A 16,022-nucleotide genomic window follows, 5' to 3' on the forward strand; every position below is an offset into this window, starting at 1 on the left:
TTCACTTTCCGTTATTTACAGCTTGAACCATTCTAGGTGCAATATCATGAAGTGGCAGAACGTGGCTTACGCAACCGAGCTCAACAGCTGATCTTGGCATCCCGTATACGACGCAGGTTTGCTCGCTCTCCGCATAGGTGGATGTCACTCCTGAATCGTAAAGCTTCTTCATCATTCTCGCCCCATCGCTTCCCATGCCGGTCATCAGCACCGCATGACGCTTGATCATGGTCAACGGCAGTAGGGATTCGAACAGCACATCTACAGATGGACGGTGACCATTGCGAGTCTCATCCTGGCTGATCCTGATTTGGTAAGCGCCGCTGTCCGAGCGGTAAACCCTCATATGGTTGCCCCCCGGTGCAATGTAGGCTTTCCCCGGTTCCAATACCATTCCTTGTTCTGCTTCCATGACCTCCAGCTGACTGAATGAATTCAGGCGCTGTGCAAGCGATTTGGTAAAACTCGGCGGCATATGTTGAACGATGACAATCGGGGCACAGAAGTCACCGGGAATGGGCTCGAGAAAAGCTTTCAATGCTCTTGGCCCGCCGGTGGAGCAGCCCACCGCAACCAAATCCGTCAATTCCGTTGACTGCGGTATCTTGGCTTCACGGAGCTGACGACCCTCGTTCTCTGGAAGCACGACTGGAGTTAAGTCTGCAACAGACTTACGATCTGCCCGTTTTCTCTTTGATCCAGAGGGCTCGGCTCCTTCCGTAGCAGTAGACATCTTCTTCTCAACAGTCCGAGATGACGGCATACGAGGCGAATCCATTCGCTTGCTCCGTTGGTCAGTCTCGCGGACCGTCGTTCGCGTCTCATTCACCTGCGGCTTCTTGTTCAGCGTTTTGTCAGAAGGCTTTGGCGAAAGAGGAACCGTTATGTCCGCACTCCGTCGTCTCTGCTCTTCTTCTTCCCACAATGCCCTCCGCTGTTTAGCCTGCATCGCCGCATTCAGTTGCTTCATTAGTTCTGAACGCACCTGCTCAATATCAAGCGCATTAGAAATGGAAGGCTTTCGTATAAAATCAAATGCTCCTGCCTCAAGGGCAAGAATGGTCTCTTTCATGCCTTGCTCATTAATGCCGGACAACATAATGACCGGACGGGGGCCAGAATCCATAATGAACTTCAGAGCATCCAGGCCGTTCATTTCCGGCATTTCTACATCCAGTGTAATGACATCCGGATTCAATTCCTTTACTTTCCGAACGGCGTCAAGCCCGTTATCAGCTGTTCCGACAACCTGAAAAGATGGGTCACGCTCGATGAAATCGGAAAAGATTTTCCTCATAAATGCGGAATCGTCAACGACAAGCACACGAAAAGGCTTCATAGATGTCCACCTCAGTTTCCATTAATCCAAGCAAAGAATCATTTCGTACGTTTGAGCCACCGATGCATAAATCCTTTGATTCCCTTCGGAGCTTCCGGCTCTGTGGCAGCAGGAACGGTCATGTAGCGAAGCGCGATCCGTCTGATATCACTAGAGGCGTTACATCGCGGATAAGCTGCTGTAAATGGGACCTGCCGCTTAACCGCCTGGACAACATGCGTATCATCGGCAATCGAGCCAAGCAGCTTGATGTCGATATCAAGGAAACGCTGGGCCGTCAAAATAATTTTGTTCGCTGCCTCCCGAGCCTCCTGTTCATCACCCGCACGATTGACAATCAGGCTGAACGGAACCTGGTTTTCCGTGCCGTGCACCACCTTGATTAAGGCATAGGCATCCGTAATGGATGTCGGTTCCGGCGTCGTGACGACAAGGCATTGATCAGCGGACGTAATAAATTTCATATTTTCCTTGGATAAGCCGGCTCCTGTATCAAAGATGATATAGTCCATCTCGGAAGCAATACGCTCAATCTGAGATATAAAATAATCCATCTCGTCTTCAGATAGGGTCATCATATCCGCCAAACCGGAACCTCCGGCAATGTACGGAAGCTTGTCCGGCCCATACTGAATCACTTCTTCAATGCTCTTCTCCCGGCGAATGAGATGATACAAGCTGTACCGGGAGCTTACGCCCATAAGAACGTCAATGTTTGCCATCCCGATGTCGGCATCAAACACCAATACCTTTTTGCCCATCGACTGCAAAGTCAGCGCAAAATTCAGTGTGAAATTGGATTTCCCGACCCCGCCTTTTCCGCTGCTGACCGTTATAATCTTGGCCGTTCTTGGAGATGCTGCCTTACCGCTGTTCCCTGACTGTTGGGACGAAACCAGCTGGCGAAGCGAATGAGCTTGATCCGTCATGTACGAATCTCTCCCAGCAGCAAATCGCATAACCGCTCACGATCAGCCATCAACAGATCATCCGGCACATTTTGACCATTGGTCATATAGGACAAGCGAAGGTTATGGGCATCTATCAGATTAAACAAGGAGCCGTAACTGCCGGTCTCATCCATCTTCGTAAAGATGACCTTATCAAGCTCGTATTTGCTGAAATGATCCGCGATTTCGATCATATCACTGCTCTTGGAAGTCAGGCTGAGCACAAGATAGGTTTCACTTTGATCGGAATGGGAGAACAGACTTTGAAGCTCGGATACGAGCAGCTCATTCCGATAGTTCCGACCCGCTGTATCCATCAACACCAAATCACAATCCTGCAGCTTCTGGAGGGCCCGCTGCATATCGCCAGGCGATTGCACGACTTCCATCGGCACATTGAGAATGGATGCATAAGTACGCAGCTGTTCAACGGCAGATATCCGATACGTATCGGAAGTAATAAAACCTACCTTGCGTTGGTTACGGAACAGCTGCTCTGCAGCGATCTTCGCGATCGTGGTAGTCTTACCGACCCCTGTCGGTCCAGCGATATATACAATCCGCGTCTCGGGTTGAACGCCGCCGCCGATACGCCCCTCAAGGAACGTCTCAGCTTGCTTGTAAATCACGTTCTGCAGCTCGGCCTCACTCATCTGCATATGATTAGCTTTCCAGGCTTCCTCCGCGGCTGTAAGCCACTCTTCCGTCAGTTTGGCCGAAAGATCCTGCTTGAGCAGTTGATCCCGAATGAAATGCAGCGGCTCAGGAAGATGCTGCGCTTCTAGATTTTGCCTGGATAATCGCGCAATCCATTCCTTCATTTCCTTAAGTTCTTCAAGGACTCTTTGTTCGGATTCGCTAATTCCCAGACGGGAACTTAAAGATTCCTCCTGTCCCCCACGGGATGATTGAACCGATTCAACGGAAGCTGCTGTTTCCGTTTGATCGTTTCGCATCGCTGCTTGTGCAGCTGCTGCAGGCTGTTGCACATGGCCCACTTCGTTCTTTTGCCTGTTAACCCCCTCCTCGGAAGCTGCAACCTGGCTCAGAATCTCGGCAAAACGACTATAGTCATCCTCATGCTGTACGCCGGAAGCTGTATCCGTGTTATTCGCAGAATTCGTGGAGGTCTGTGTACCGGGCTTCGAAATTTCAGCCGTTCTTTGATAGGCCTTGGGTACAGCACCAGAAGGTACAGCAGGCAGAGCTTTGGACTTCATCGGAGCAGAACCTTTGGATTTCTCCGCTTGCTCTACTGCCGCGATCACCTCGATCTTCTTACGGGTAAACATCCCCAGGAATCCGCCTACCTTGGTTTCCTTCGTACTCAGTATGACGGCATCCGCACCCAAATCCGTACGAATGTGCTGCATCGCCTCAGGCATCGTGTCGACGATATACCTCTTCACTCTCATAAGTTCACCACTCCGACACTTTGAATTTCGACGTTCGGCTCCAGCTCACTATAAGACAACACCGGAATATCCTGCATGCTTCGTTCAATGACCTGCCTTAAATACATTCTTATGGCCGGTGAGGTAAGCAGTATAGGCTGCTGTCCCATCTGAATGATCCGGTTAACCTGTTCACTGAGCTTCTGAAACACACTCTGTGTCGATGCCGGGTCCATTGCGAGATAACTTCCTTGGTCACTCTGCTGGACGCTTTCGGCGATCTTCTTCTCCAGCTGCGGTCCAACCGTGATAACCCGCATGGCCTCGCCCTCTTGAGCATATTGCTGGGTAATTTGGCGCGAGAGGGCTTGTCTTACATATTCGGTAAGGACATCGGGATCTTTCGAATAATGTCCGTAATCCGCAAGGGTCTCGAGAATTGTGACCATGTCCCGGATCGAGATTTTTTCGCGGAGCAGCTTAGCCAATACCTTCTGTACTTCTCCAATGGTCAGCACGGAAGGAATAAGCTCATCCACAAGGACCGGATAGCTTTCTCTGATATTGTCAACCAATGCCTTGGTCTCCTGGCGTCCAATCAGCTCATGGGCATGTCTCTTAATTAATTCGGTCAAATGGGTAGCCACAACGGACGGTGGATCAACAACAGTATAGCCGGCAAGATCCGCTCGCTCTTTCATGGCTTCATCTATCCACAGAGCAGGGAGCCCGAATGCCGGTTCGGTCGTTTCGATCCCCGTTACGGAATCATCCTCGTACCCAGGGCTCATGGCGAGATAGTGATTTAATAATAATTCACCACCGCCGACAGCATTCCCTTTTATTTTTATGACATATTCATTCGGTTTTAGTTGAATATTGTCGCGAATTCGGATAACCGGTACGACGAGTCCCAGCTCAAGTGCGCATTGTCTCCGAATCATAATGATCCGGTCCAATAAATCTCCGCCCTGCTGCGCGTCTGCGAGCGGAATCAACCCATACCCGAATTCGAATTCGATCGGGTCAACCTGAAGCAGGTTGATCACACTTTCCGGACTTCGAACCTCTTCGATTTGCTGTTCCTCCTCCAGCTGCTCCACTTCGACCTGCTTGCGATCCAGATTGTTCTGCATCCTCCGTGCCGCAATGAATAAGATGAGGGCAATCGGTGCAGTCGTAATCAGATGAATGGGTGTGAAAATCCCTAGCAACAGAACGGTACCTGAAACAATGTACAATAGATGAGGGTAGGAGAAGAGCTGCCCTGTTAGATCCTCCGCCAGGTTCCCTTCCGAAGAGGCTCTTGTAACAATCAAGCCCGCTGCAGTGGAAATCAGAAGCGCCGGAATCTGACTGACCAATCCGTCCCCAATCGTCAGGATGGAGTATGTGCTCATCGCGTCTCCGAATGACATTCCATGAATCGAGATCCCGATGATAAACCCGCCGATCAGGTTGATCAGCATGATGACAATCGTGGCGATGGCATCACCCTTAACGAATTTACTTGCACCATCCATAGCCCCGTAAAAATCGGCTTCCCGCTCGATTTTTCTTCTGCGCTCCCTGGCTTGCTGCTCATTGATCAAACCTGCGTTCAAATCCGCATCGATACTCATCTGTTTACCAGGCATCGCATCGAGCGTAAATCTTGCCGCAACCTCGGCTACCCGCTCCGAGCCTTTGGTAATGACGATGAACTGTACGACAACGAGGATCAAAAAGACGATGAAGCCAACCGCAATTTCGCCATTCGCTATCCACTTACCGAACGTGGCTACAACCTCACCCGCGCTAGCTTCCGACAGGATCAGCTTCGTTGTCGAAATGTTAAGCGCTACACGAAACAGTGTCGTGATGAGCAATAAGGAAGGGAAAATGGAGAAGTCCAAGGCTTCCTTCGTATTCATGGCCACCAGCAAAATAATAAGCGCCAGCGAGACATTGATAATCAGGAGTACATCGAGCAGCCATACCGGGATCGGAAGAATCATCATGAGTACGATGCCAATGACACCCGCAAGGACAGATAGATCTTTTATTTTCACTGCACTGACGCCTCCGGTCCCTAATTATTTCACTTTACCTTTTAGTTTATATACATAGGCCAGCACTTCCGCTACGGCCTGGAACAGGTCTCCCGGAATCGAATCCCCGATTTCCGACCGTTGGTACAAAGCGCGTGCCAGCGGCTTGTTTTCCATCGTTATAATTCCGTGTTCCTTCGCTATTTCTTTAATCCGCAAGGCCATGAAATCCTGGCCCTTCGCAATGATCTGCGGAGCTTCCATCATGGACCCGTCATATTTGATCGCCACTGCAAAGTGGGTCGGGTTTGTGATGATAACGTCGGCATTCGGGACTTCCTGCATCATCCGCTGAAGTGCCATCCGACGCTGGCGTTCCCTGATCTTTCCCTTAATCAGCGGATCGCCCTCCATCTTCTTGTACTCGTCTTTGATGTCCTGTTTGGACATTCGAATGTTTTTTTCGTAATCATATTTCTGATACATGTAATCCAGAATGGCTAGAATAATCAGCCCGATGGCAATCTTGAAACCCAGTGACATGGTGATATCGGCCACGAAATGAAAAATGGTGTCGGGTCCCATCGTTGACAAGGAAGATAATCCTTCCCTCGCAGCCCACAAGGTGGTGTACACGAGGTAACCGATGATGGTCAATTTAATGACCGATTTCAAAAATTCGACCAAGGAACGCATCGAGAATATGTTCTTGAACCCTTTGATGGGATCGATTTTACTGAACTTCATTTTCAAAGTCTCGCCCGTCAGCATAAACCCGACCTGCAAATAATTAGCCACCAGCGCAATAACGAACACCGAGATAAACAACGGAGCCAGCAGAAGCAAGATTTGGACACCGTACTCCCCAAATAACTGCATCACATTGTCTTTCGTAACGTCCATGGAGAGCCGATTAATATAAATGTCGGTGAATAATCGAACGATGCGGTCTCTCATATACCCGCCGAAAATTAACAAGCAAAAGAATGCGGCCAGCAAAACCGATGCACCCGATACCTCCATACTTTTGGCAACTTGGCCTTTCTTACGCGTATCCTGGCGTTTCTTCGGTGTGGCTTTCTCCGTCTTTTCACCAGCGAAGAGCTGTAAGTCGACCGGATACCGGTATGACATCCGCTTCACCTCCATCCTCCTTAAGTCGGCCCGTCTCCAATAACGCCGAGCAACTGCCGGAGTGCTTCAAACATTTTGGCAAACAGATGATCAAATAGTGACACCAGCATCGGCATGAGCAGCATCAGCAGCACGAGTCCAACGATGATTTTGATGATAATACCGATAACAAACACATTGAACTGCGGTGCCGTCCTTGCCAGAAAGCCAAGCCCGACATCGGTCAGGAACAGGGCTGCTACCAGCGGAGCGGCCATTTGAAGTGCCAATACAAAAGAGTGCGAGAATGTCCGTACGAGAAAATCCGTCACATTGCCGTCATGGATCTTCCCAAACACATCACCCGTAATCGGAATCCAATCATAGCTGTACATGATCGCATCGAGCAGATAATGGTGACCATTCATGCTCAGGAATACCAGTAAAGCCAGATAATACTTGAAGGTACCGATTAATGGGGTTGAAGTCCCTGTAAAAGGATCGATGACATTGGCCATGCTGAACCCGATCTGAATGTCAATTAATGCTCCTGCCGTTTGGACGACGGTCATAATAAGATAAGCAGTGAAACCAAGAAGCAGTCCCACCAATACTTCCTGGACAATCAATATGACATAAGATAGATCTTGCGGAACCACTTCTCCGAGCCCGAACGAAAAATATACGATCAGGGCGATGATGGCCGAAAGGCCTATTTTGTAAGAAGGTGGTATACCGCGTGAAGTAAACACTGGCGATATTACAAAAAAAGCTGTTATTCGACAAAAAATAAGCATGAAAACAGGTAAACTTTGCTGTAACCATTCCATGGACACTCAGCCTATCCGATATATTTGTAGAGATTGTCCAAAATACCGTGGGTAAAATCCACTAACGTCGTTAATATCCAAGGACCAAACAGCAGTAATGCTACAAGAACAATAATAATTTTTGGTACGAAAGCCAGCGTCTGTTCCTGGATTTGTGTTGTCGCTTGAAAAATACTGATGATAAGTCCGACAACCAGTGCGAGAACCAGCATCGGTGCGCTCACCTGGAGCACAATATAGACCGCTTGTCCTGCCAGACCGATAATAAATTCAGCGCTCACGGCGAGTCCCCCTGTATTCGAATTACTTGCCGCTTATTGCTACGTGTTAAAGCTCATCAGCATGGATTTCACGACCAGATACCAGCCGTCTACCAAAACGAAGAGCAAAATCTTGAATGGCAGCGAGATCATGACCGGCGGCAGCATCATCATACCCATCGCCATCAGCACGCTGGCAACCACGATATCGATGACCAGAAACGGAATGAAGATCATAAAGCCCATTTGAAAGCCGGTCTTCAGCTCACTAATGGCAAATGCCGGTACCAAAACCGTTAATGGAATATCCTCGTAAGATTCGGGTTTCTCTGCGCCTGTGTAATTCATGAACAACAATAGATCTTTTTCCCGTGTGTGCGCGAACATGAACTTCTTCATTGGATCTTGAGCCTTATCCAGCGCTTCCGCTTGGGTAATCTCACCTTTAAGATAGGGCTGGAGCGCTACATCATTCATCGACGACAACGTTGGAGCCATTACGAATAAGGTAAGAAACAGGGCCAGGCCGATCAACACTTGGTTTGGCGGTGTTTGCTGTGTGCCGAGCGAAGTGCGGACAAAGCCAAGCACAATAACAATCCTTGTAAAACTAGTCATCAACACCAGTATCGCCGGTGCAATGCTAAGAATGGTGATCAGGAGTATCAAGGACAAGGAGCTTGTCCCCGGTGTGTCTCCCTCATTGCCGATTTGAATATCAATGTTTGGAATCGGATCCGCAAATGCCGTATGGGAAAACAGAAATCCAAACAATATGAAAATCGCGATAGCGTACGAGATCTTTTTATTCATGAATCTTTATGATCCTCCCGCAGCAATTCTTCGACCTTTTCTTTCCGGTTCGGTACGCTGCGCAGCTTGGATTCGAACACTTCATGGAAAGAAGATGTATCGTCCAATTCCATTTCTTCCGGTGGTTTGCCTTTACGGAGTTTTGCCGCCAATTTTGCTATAAAAGGCGGCAGTGCCCCATTATGTATTCCAGAATCCTGTTCAAATGCAGCTTGGATAAGCGCAACTTCAGCTGGATCAGAAATTTTGTCCACCAACCGGACGTCTTCGCCAACACCGATCACATAGATGATGCCCCCAATTTCGACGAGCTGAAGGGACTTGTTAGGGCCCATCCCAACCGCACCCAAAGTACGAATGGAGCGGCCCTGCATCCAGCTCTGATTCTTTCTGCTGAGAAAGCGAATCAGGAACACGATCAACGCAACGATGATGGCAAGTACGATAAAGACATAAAATAACTGTAAATAATACCCGGTAGTACTACTTGAGCTTAATCCATCAGAAGCTGCCATCATCATAAGAAGAATCCTTATACGCCAAGCGTCTTATTGATGGCTTCAATGACTCTGTCCGATTGGAACGGTTTAACGATAAAGTCCTTGGCTCCAGCTTGGATCGCATCAATAACCATCGCTTGTTGGCCCATGGCAGAGCACATAATCACTTTTGCGTTCGCATCGACTTTTTTAATCTCTTTCAGCGCTGCGATACCATCCATTTCCGGCATCGTAATATCCATCGTAATCAGATCTGGACGAAGTTCTTTAAATTTCTCGATTGCTTGCGCACCGTCCTGTGCTTCTCCCACAACCTCGAATCCGTTCTTGACCAATATGTCACGGATCATCATTCTCATAAATGCAGCATCGTCCACAATCAGAATTCGGTTAGCCATTGATAAAAATCCTCCCTAAAATGTTTGTGCTATTGTAATTTTTGAATCCGGTCCCATTGGCTTACGATATCCGTCACGCGTACACCAAAGTTCTCATCGATGACAACGACCTCGCCTTTGGCAATCAGTTTATGATTGACAAGGATGTCTACAGGCTCACCGGCAAGCTTGTCCAGCTCGATGATCGAACCTTGTGACATTTCCAGGATATCCTTAATTTGCTTTTGAGTCCTCCCTAATTCTACGGTGACTTTAAGAGGAATGTCCATCAGTAAGTTCAGATTGTTTTCATCCACCTGGGTGTAAGGCGCAGATTGCAGATTAGCGAACTGTACGGGCTGTACATTCACATTGCGATTCGGCATGCCGCCATACTGTTGCGGCTGCCCTTGGTAAGGCATCTGCGGCTGTCCATATGGCATGGATTGCGGGATCTGTCCTCCCTGTCCTTGCACTGGCTGGCCGTAGCCTTGTCCGTAGTCGAATCCTTGGCCCATGTCATTGCCATTAACAGGGTTAGCCAGTGCTTGAGCTGGTTCCTGTGTACTGACAGGTGCTTCCACCGTCGGCGCGGCTTCCTGCTTCGCAGGCTGCGGCTCTTCCGTCCCGTTGATAAGCATGTGAACCATATCCTTGGAAAAATGAACGGGAAGCAGCTGCATAATGGTTGAATCAATAAGGTCACCGATAATTAATCGGAATGAAATCTTAATCAGTGTTTCATCCGGCGGAAGGTTGTTAACCCCTTCACCATTCGCCATGTTCAGAATGTCAATGCCTGGCGGCGATATATTGACAAACCGGTTGAAAATCGTTGACATGCTCGTTGCGGAAGAGCCCATCATCTGGTTCATCGCTTCCTGAACGGCACTGATATGAATCTCGTTGAGTTCCTCTTCCACGGGGTTGCCTTCCCCGCCTAACATCAGATCAGCAATGACCTGAGCATCACGTGTTTTAATGACTAGAGAGTTAATTCCTTCAAATCCATCCACATAAGTAACATGTACCGCTACATGCGGCTTCGGAAATTCTTCTTCAAACTCGCTTCGCTTAATGATCGACACTTTGGGTGTCGTGATATCCACTTTTTTGCCCAGCAAGGTAGACAGAGCGGTTGCAGCACTTCCAAAGGTTATGTTACCAATCTCACCAAGCGCGTCCTGCTCTAGAGGTGTTAATACATCATCGACAGTCGCCGCCGAAGGAATTGATGCTGGTGATGCCATTTCCGACTGTTTTAACAAAGCGTCGATTTCTTCCTGGGATAAATAGTCTTTACTCGTCAAATTCTTCAGCTCCTTCGATGACAATTTCATCGATTTGTACAGCAACCCGGTCTTTTATCGTTCCGGGACTGCCAATAAACTTTAATCTGTCCCCAACCTTTATGGAAAGTCCATCATGCATCGGTTTGTTTAATGAGATGACGTCGCCGACACTCAGTCCTAAAAATTCGGACACGGTAAGCTGTGAAACGCCCAGCTCGGCAACAATCGGAAGCTTGGCTTTACTTACACGCTGCTTAAGAGCATCTACTTCCTCTGGAACACTCGCTTTTTTCTCCGAGATAAACCACTGATGCGCCGATAGCTTGGACATGATCGGTTCCAGCACCACATGCGGGATACACAGATTAATCATCCCCGTGGTATCGCCGATTTTGGTGCTAAGGGAAATTAGCGCAATGGTTTCGTTCGGAGAAACGATCTGCATAAATTGTGGATTCGTTTCCAATGCTTCAAGGCGCGGTGAGATGTCCAGCACCGTTTTCCACGCTTCCTGCAGACTATCGAATGCCCGGCTGAAAATGCGCTCCATGATGATTGTCTCGATTTCGGTCATCGAGCTGACGGAAGAAGGAGCAATGCCCGTTCCTCCCAGCAAACGGTCCAGCATCGCGTAAGCAATGTTCGGATGGACCTCAAGCACCATGCGCCCGACAAGCGGTTCCGCCTCGAATATATTAAGAACTGTCATTTTGGGTATGGAACGAATAAATTCATCATATGGAAGCTGTTCAACCTGCACCACATTGATTTGCACAAAAGTACGTAATTGCGCTGAGAAATAAGTGGTCAAATATCGTGCAAAATTCTCGTGAATGCGGGTCAAGCTTCGAATATGATCCTTGGAAAACCGGAGTGCCCTCTTAAAATCATAAGAACGAATTTTCTTTTGCGTTTCCTCTTTTTTCAGTTCTTCAGCATCCATTTCCCCTGAAGAGAGAGCGGCCAATAAGGCATCGATCTCATTCTGCGATAAAACATCAACCATCTACTCACCCCCTTACAGGTCGTCCGACGAACAGTCTAGATACCTACGATCATTACATCTGTCATTTCGATTTGAATCAACTGCCCGGACGTTAACGACTTATTGATCAGGTTCTGCAGCTTGCCAATAAACTGTTCGCGCCCTTTGGAGTCATTAAGCAACTCGGGTTTCGTGTCGGCCAACGTTTTGATAATAATCGGTTTGATTTTAATCTCCTTGATTTTGTCGAATTCTTCCTTTGCTTTTTTGTCATTAAGCTGAAAAGCAAAGGCCATCTGGGCAATATATTCAGGATCTGCGAGATTCGTCTTGATCCCGGTGATTTCCGAGGTCATCTTGACGATCTCATCGGCTGATAACTTGGATAAAGCCGCTGCATTAGCCGAAACCTGACTTTTACCGTTATCGCCAAGCAGTTTGTCCGACAACAGGAAGATCGCCACAACAATCAGCGTAATAGACAACAGGATCGTAACTAACCAGGGGAGCATCTTTTTCATGAAGGTTCCTCCAATTGCTGCACTTTAATGGTAGCTTGATGAATGCCTACCTCGTGATGATACGCCTTAACGGAAGCGATGATTTCATTTGCACTTTCAAGCACAATCATGCGTTTTCCATTAATCAATGTAATGTAGGTGTCAGGAGTCTCCTCAACCATTTCTATCAACAGCGCGTTAAGCCACAACTGCGAACCATTTAACCTCGTTACCGATATCATGGACAGCCTCCTTGTTTAATGAGGGAGGGGGCTCCCCCTCCCTCTCCATCCTTATCGTTTCAGATTGACAACTTCTTGAAGCACTTCGTCCGAAGTCGTGATAATCCGGGAGTTGGCTTGGAAGCCGCGCTGAGCAACGATCATTTCAGAGAATTCGCCTGTCAGGTCAACGTTGGACATTTCGAGCTGACCGGCAATAATCGCACCAGTTCCTTCTTCAGCATTATTCCCTTCAAACATAACGGCATCCAGATCGCCATCAGGAACTGCATTCAGGGTCACGCGATACATATTGCCGCCGATTTTCTCAAGACCTTCCGGATTCGGTACTTTCGCAACGCCAATGATGGCTCCCTCTTCCGTTGATCCGTCACTCATCTTCTGAATAATGGCGCCGTTTTGCGCAATCGTGAATGCTGTTACATCATCGCCCAACTGGATAGGCTCACCTGTCGCATCGAGAACAAGCATACCGTCAGACGTTACCAGGTTACGCGCTACGTCCACATGGAAATCGCCTGCACGGGTCAAGAAAGGCACATCTTGATCCTCACTAAGCTTCACCATGAAAAAACCGTCTCCGTCGATTCTCAGGTCCGTTGGATTCGGAGACATCATCGCGCTGCCTGGGGTATGCATGGTATCAATCGAACCGATCGATACACCAAGACCAACCTGCTTTGCGTTTACACCACCGGATGGATCGTCGGTTCCCGGCGTGACACCGGACATCGTTTGACTTAGTACGTCTTTAAACATCACTCGTCCCGCTTTAAACCCAACCGTGTTTACGTTAGCAATGTTATTACCAATGACATCAAGCTTGGTTTGGAAACCTCTCATTCCGGAAATACCGGAATACATGGATCTTAACATCGATTTTCCTCCTTTTGTTATGGACCGCTTCTGTCGATCAGCGGCCGCCTGGCTTCCTCACGGGCCAGCCAGATTTATGAAATAATAACTGCACTATCAATTTGCGTAAATACGTTATCCTTCATCGCTTTTCCATCCATTGCAGTGACCACGGTCCGATTCGGAATATTCACAATCAGAGCCATATCTTTCATCAAAATGAGAGATTCCTTGCTCCCCTTCGCTGCAGCTTTGTCCACAGCGCTCTGGATCTGCGCAAGCTGATCACTCTTCAATTCAATGCCGCGCTGCTGAAGTCTCTTCGCCGCATGGTTGCTGATTTTAAGAAGATTCTCACTTAAGAGTTCCTGAAACGTGCCCGCGGGTGGATTTACCAGAGCTTGTGCTGGTTTTCGTTCATTGTGAAGCGCTGCGGGATGTATTTTTCCAGGGTATAAATGGCCTATCATCATGCGGTCACTCATGGCGCTGTTCCCCCAGGCTCTTCTCCCCCTTGTCCGGGATCTCCGGCTTCAGGAACTGACGGATCGGGATTGCCTGTTTCGGGTACGGAAGGATCCGGATTGTTTGTTACAGGATCTGTTGGGCCCTGATTACTGGTGTCAGGTACAGAAGGACCCGGATTGTTTATTTCAGGATCTGTCGGACCTGAATTCAATGCATCTGGATCATTCTCGGTTACAGCGTTCTCGATTTTCACAATCTGGTCAAGCGATACTTCACTGTCACCGACTTTGGCATAATGGACGCCTTCACGAACAATGATGGAATCTACGATACCGCTCTTCATGACGGACTCCGAACCATCCTCCGGCTTGAACATCCAGCTGATCTGTTTACCGATCAAACTTGAAGCAGCGCCCAGAGACTGACTCATCGCCGTTAATTGAGTATTGATATTCATCAGCTGCTCCAGGGAAGTAAACTGGGCCATTTGGGCAATAAACTCCCGGTCCTGCATCGGCTGAAGCGGATCCTGGTGCCTTAATTGCGTAATCAGGATGCTCAGGAACTGATCCTTTCCAAGCTCCTGGCCGTTTCCGTTTTTACTGCTGACATTCCCTTTAGCATAGTTGGGCCACATATTTTTCGTAGATACCGGATTAGTTGCCATCCAAGCTCACCTCCTCACTGTTAGGCTTTCGCGGTAAATGTTCCTGCTTGTACAAGTTCATCGTCGGCTTGATGCTCAGCAATCCAATCGTTCAATTCTTCCGTCAGATTTGCGGCCAGCACGGCATCATCGGAAGGACTATCCTTCTCCTTTGAGCGGTGCTGCGGCTGCTGCTGGCCTGATCCAGGCTGACGGCCGTCTTGATAAAGATTCGCATTGGAAGGCTGGCTGCTCTGTGTAACTTCAATTTTCTCGATCTGCAGCCCTTGAGCTTGCAATGCGCTTCGAAGCTGTGCCATTTGCTGGTCAATCAGCTCTTTAGCATCCGTCGAACGTGTCATGAACTGGGCGATTAATTGGCCATTCTGCATCGTAAGTTTGATATCTACTTGACCCAGATGTTCCGGATTCAAGGAGATTCTCGCTTCCGTAAAACCGGTTTGTTTCACGATTTCGAGCTTATTAATAATGAAGGAAGTCATTTCGCTTCCGAAGTTCTCAACAGGCACCGGCGGAGCTGCAGGCTTTACTGCAACTTGCGTACCTGAACGCAGGGCTAGCTGACCGGCAGTGACCGTTCCTTGCTCCAACAGCGAATCGCCTTCGTTAATCACGAACTCAGTTGCTGTACCATCAACGTCGGTACTTGTCGTCAGCGATGACCACTTGGCATTCGCTTGGCCCGTTGTTTGTGATGAAGCCGACTGTCCTGAAGTATTCGTGGATACGTTAGACTGAACAGCATCCGGTTGCTTTTGGGCCAGAATGTTATCAAAACTGCCGCTTGCCTTACTCTCCCCGGTCCCTGTTCCTTGACCAAGCAGACTATGGAAAGATTGGACAAGCTGTTTTACAGCAGCTTCGGTAGTCAGATCCACCTGACCAGATTTGGTCAGCATCGATGCCAGCTGGCTGATCGTATCCTGTACTGCAAATCGAATGGTCTCCGGTCTGGAAGCCAATGGAGATATCTCATTCCCATCCGAATTTTCTTGTGCTTGAGGAGAAGCTCCGCTCAGCATAAGATTCGCTTGCGTTAGCCAGTTCTGCAGCTCTTGCAACAAGGATGGATCCTCCATTAATGCCTGATCCATGGTGTCCAGCTCCTGCAGCAAACCTTGAAGCAATTCCATCAAGCCTTCAAGTGATGCTTCGGTTTCCGAAGAATACTGCGTTAGCAAGGATTCCAGCTTGGCAGCGACTTCCGGCGAAGTTGTTGAAGCGCTGTTACCGCTGCTGTTCATCTGGTAAGCCAGTGTCGCATCAAAGGAAACAGCCGCTGTCGCTTGACCCGCCGCGCTTGTCTTTCCGCTTCCCGAGGGACTGCTCACGGATGGAGACATGTTTTGTACCGTTATTGTCATCGTCTTATTTCACCTCCTTTCCTGGGGATGGAGATTCATTTCA

The 16,022-nt window shown here is 48.5% G+C and carries 18 protein-coding genes; all 18 read right to left on the reverse strand.

Annotated features, from left to right (window positions below; genetic code table 11):
* Position 1: 1 nt before the first annotated feature.
* A complete protein-coding gene (locus tag CRG97_RS21050) occupies positions 2 to 1,339 on the reverse strand; it encodes a protein-glutamate methylesterase/protein-glutamine glutaminase (RefSeq protein WP_098747023.1) in 1,338 nt (445 codons plus the stop codon).
* A gap of 38 nt (positions 1,340 to 1,377) precedes the next feature.
* Entirely contained in the window at positions 1,378 to 2,268 is an 891-nt protein-coding gene (locus tag CRG97_RS21055) for a MinD/ParA family protein (RefSeq protein ID WP_098747025.1), read from the reverse strand.
* The gene (gene flhF, locus CRG97_RS21060; RefSeq protein WP_098747027.1) at positions 2,265 to 3,704 is read right to left on the reverse strand and encodes a flagellar biosynthesis GTPase FlhF; all 1,440 of its coding nucleotides are present in this window, start codon (positions 3,702 to 3,704) and stop codon (positions 2,265 to 2,267) included. The genes CRG97_RS21055 and flhF overlap by 4 nt, the downstream gene beginning before the upstream one ends.
* Entirely contained in the window at positions 3,701 to 5,734 is a 2,034-nt protein-coding gene (flhA, locus tag CRG97_RS21065) for a flagellar biosynthesis protein FlhA (RefSeq protein ID WP_098747029.1), read from the reverse strand. The genes flhF and flhA overlap by 4 nt, the downstream gene beginning before the upstream one ends.
* A 24-nt stretch (positions 5,735 to 5,758) precedes the next feature.
* A complete protein-coding gene (flhB, locus tag CRG97_RS21070) occupies positions 5,759 to 6,847 on the reverse strand; it encodes a flagellar biosynthesis protein FlhB (RefSeq protein ID WP_098747031.1) in 1,089 nt (362 codons plus the stop codon).
* Positions 6,848 to 6,867: 20 nt separating this feature from the next.
* Positions 6,868 to 7,656 carry a flagellar biosynthetic protein FliR gene (gene fliR, locus CRG97_RS21075; RefSeq protein ID WP_098747033.1) on the reverse strand — a complete coding sequence of 263 codons (789 nt, stop codon included), beginning with the start codon at positions 7,654 to 7,656 and terminating at the stop codon, positions 6,868 to 6,870.
* Between the two features lie 11 nt (positions 7,657 to 7,667).
* Positions 7,668 to 7,937: a flagellar biosynthesis protein FliQ gene (gene fliQ, locus CRG97_RS21080; protein WP_009594725.1), complete on the reverse strand. Its 270-nt coding sequence runs from the start codon at positions 7,935 to 7,937 to the stop codon at positions 7,668 to 7,670.
* Positions 7,938 to 7,976: 39 nt separating this feature from the next.
* Positions 7,977 to 8,729, reverse strand: a complete 753-nt coding sequence (gene fliP, locus CRG97_RS21085; RefSeq protein WP_076324981.1) for a flagellar type III secretion system pore protein FliP — start codon at positions 8,727 to 8,729, stop codon at positions 7,977 to 7,979.
* Positions 8,726 to 9,250, reverse strand: coding sequence for a FliO/MopB family protein (locus CRG97_RS21090; RefSeq protein ID WP_098747035.1), 525 nt, complete (start codon positions 9,248 to 9,250; stop codon positions 8,726 to 8,728). Before CRG97_RS21090 ends, fliP begins: the two co-directional genes overlap by 4 nt.
* An 11-nt stretch (positions 9,251 to 9,261) precedes the next feature.
* Complete coding sequence (locus CRG97_RS21095; RefSeq protein ID WP_006211317.1) at positions 9,262 to 9,627, reverse strand: response regulator; 366 nt, start codon at positions 9,625 to 9,627, stop codon at positions 9,262 to 9,264.
* Between the two features lie 29 nt (positions 9,628 to 9,656).
* Positions 9,657 to 10,916, reverse strand: coding sequence for a flagellar motor switch phosphatase FliY (gene fliY, locus CRG97_RS21100; RefSeq protein WP_098747038.1), 1,260 nt, complete (start codon positions 10,914 to 10,916; stop codon positions 9,657 to 9,659).
* Positions 10,906 to 11,904: a flagellar motor switch protein FliM gene (gene fliM, locus CRG97_RS21105; RefSeq protein WP_076324984.1), complete on the reverse strand. Its 999-nt coding sequence runs from the start codon at positions 11,902 to 11,904 to the stop codon at positions 10,906 to 10,908. Before fliM ends, fliY begins: the two co-directional genes overlap by 11 nt.
* A 35-nt stretch (positions 11,905 to 11,939) precedes the next feature.
* Positions 11,940 to 12,404 carry a flagellar basal body-associated FliL family protein gene (locus tag CRG97_RS21110; protein ID WP_098747040.1) on the reverse strand — a complete coding sequence of 155 codons (465 nt, stop codon included), beginning with the start codon at positions 12,402 to 12,404 and terminating at the stop codon, positions 11,940 to 11,942.
* Positions 12,401 to 12,625, reverse strand: coding sequence for a flagellar FlbD family protein (locus tag CRG97_RS21115; RefSeq protein ID WP_009594749.1), 225 nt, complete (start codon positions 12,623 to 12,625; stop codon positions 12,401 to 12,403). Before CRG97_RS21115 ends, CRG97_RS21110 begins: the two co-directional genes overlap by 4 nt.
* 51 nt (positions 12,626 to 12,676) lie before the next feature.
* A complete protein-coding gene (locus tag CRG97_RS21120) occupies positions 12,677 to 13,501 on the reverse strand; it encodes a flagellar hook-basal body complex protein (protein WP_098747042.1) in 825 nt (274 codons plus the stop codon).
* Positions 13,502 to 13,575: 74 nt separating this feature from the next.
* The gene (locus CRG97_RS21125; RefSeq protein ID WP_098747045.1) at positions 13,576 to 13,965 is read right to left on the reverse strand and encodes a TIGR02530 family flagellar biosynthesis protein; all 390 of its coding nucleotides are present in this window, start codon (positions 13,963 to 13,965) and stop codon (positions 13,576 to 13,578) included.
* Positions 13,962 to 14,615: a flagellar hook capping FlgD N-terminal domain-containing protein gene (locus tag CRG97_RS21130; protein WP_098747047.1), complete on the reverse strand. Its 654-nt coding sequence runs from the start codon at positions 14,613 to 14,615 to the stop codon at positions 13,962 to 13,964. The genes CRG97_RS21125 and CRG97_RS21130 overlap by 4 nt, the downstream gene beginning before the upstream one ends.
* 20 nt (positions 14,616 to 14,635) lie before the next feature.
* Complete coding sequence (locus tag CRG97_RS21135; RefSeq protein ID WP_098747049.1) at positions 14,636 to 15,979, reverse strand: flagellar hook-length control protein FliK; 1,344 nt, start codon at positions 15,977 to 15,979, stop codon at positions 14,636 to 14,638.
* Positions 15,980 to 16,022 lie beyond the last annotated feature (43 nt).

Source organism: Paenibacillus sp. EZ-K15 (assembly GCF_002573715.1).
GTDB lineage: Bacteria > Bacillota > Bacilli > Paenibacillales > Paenibacillaceae > Paenibacillus_AQ.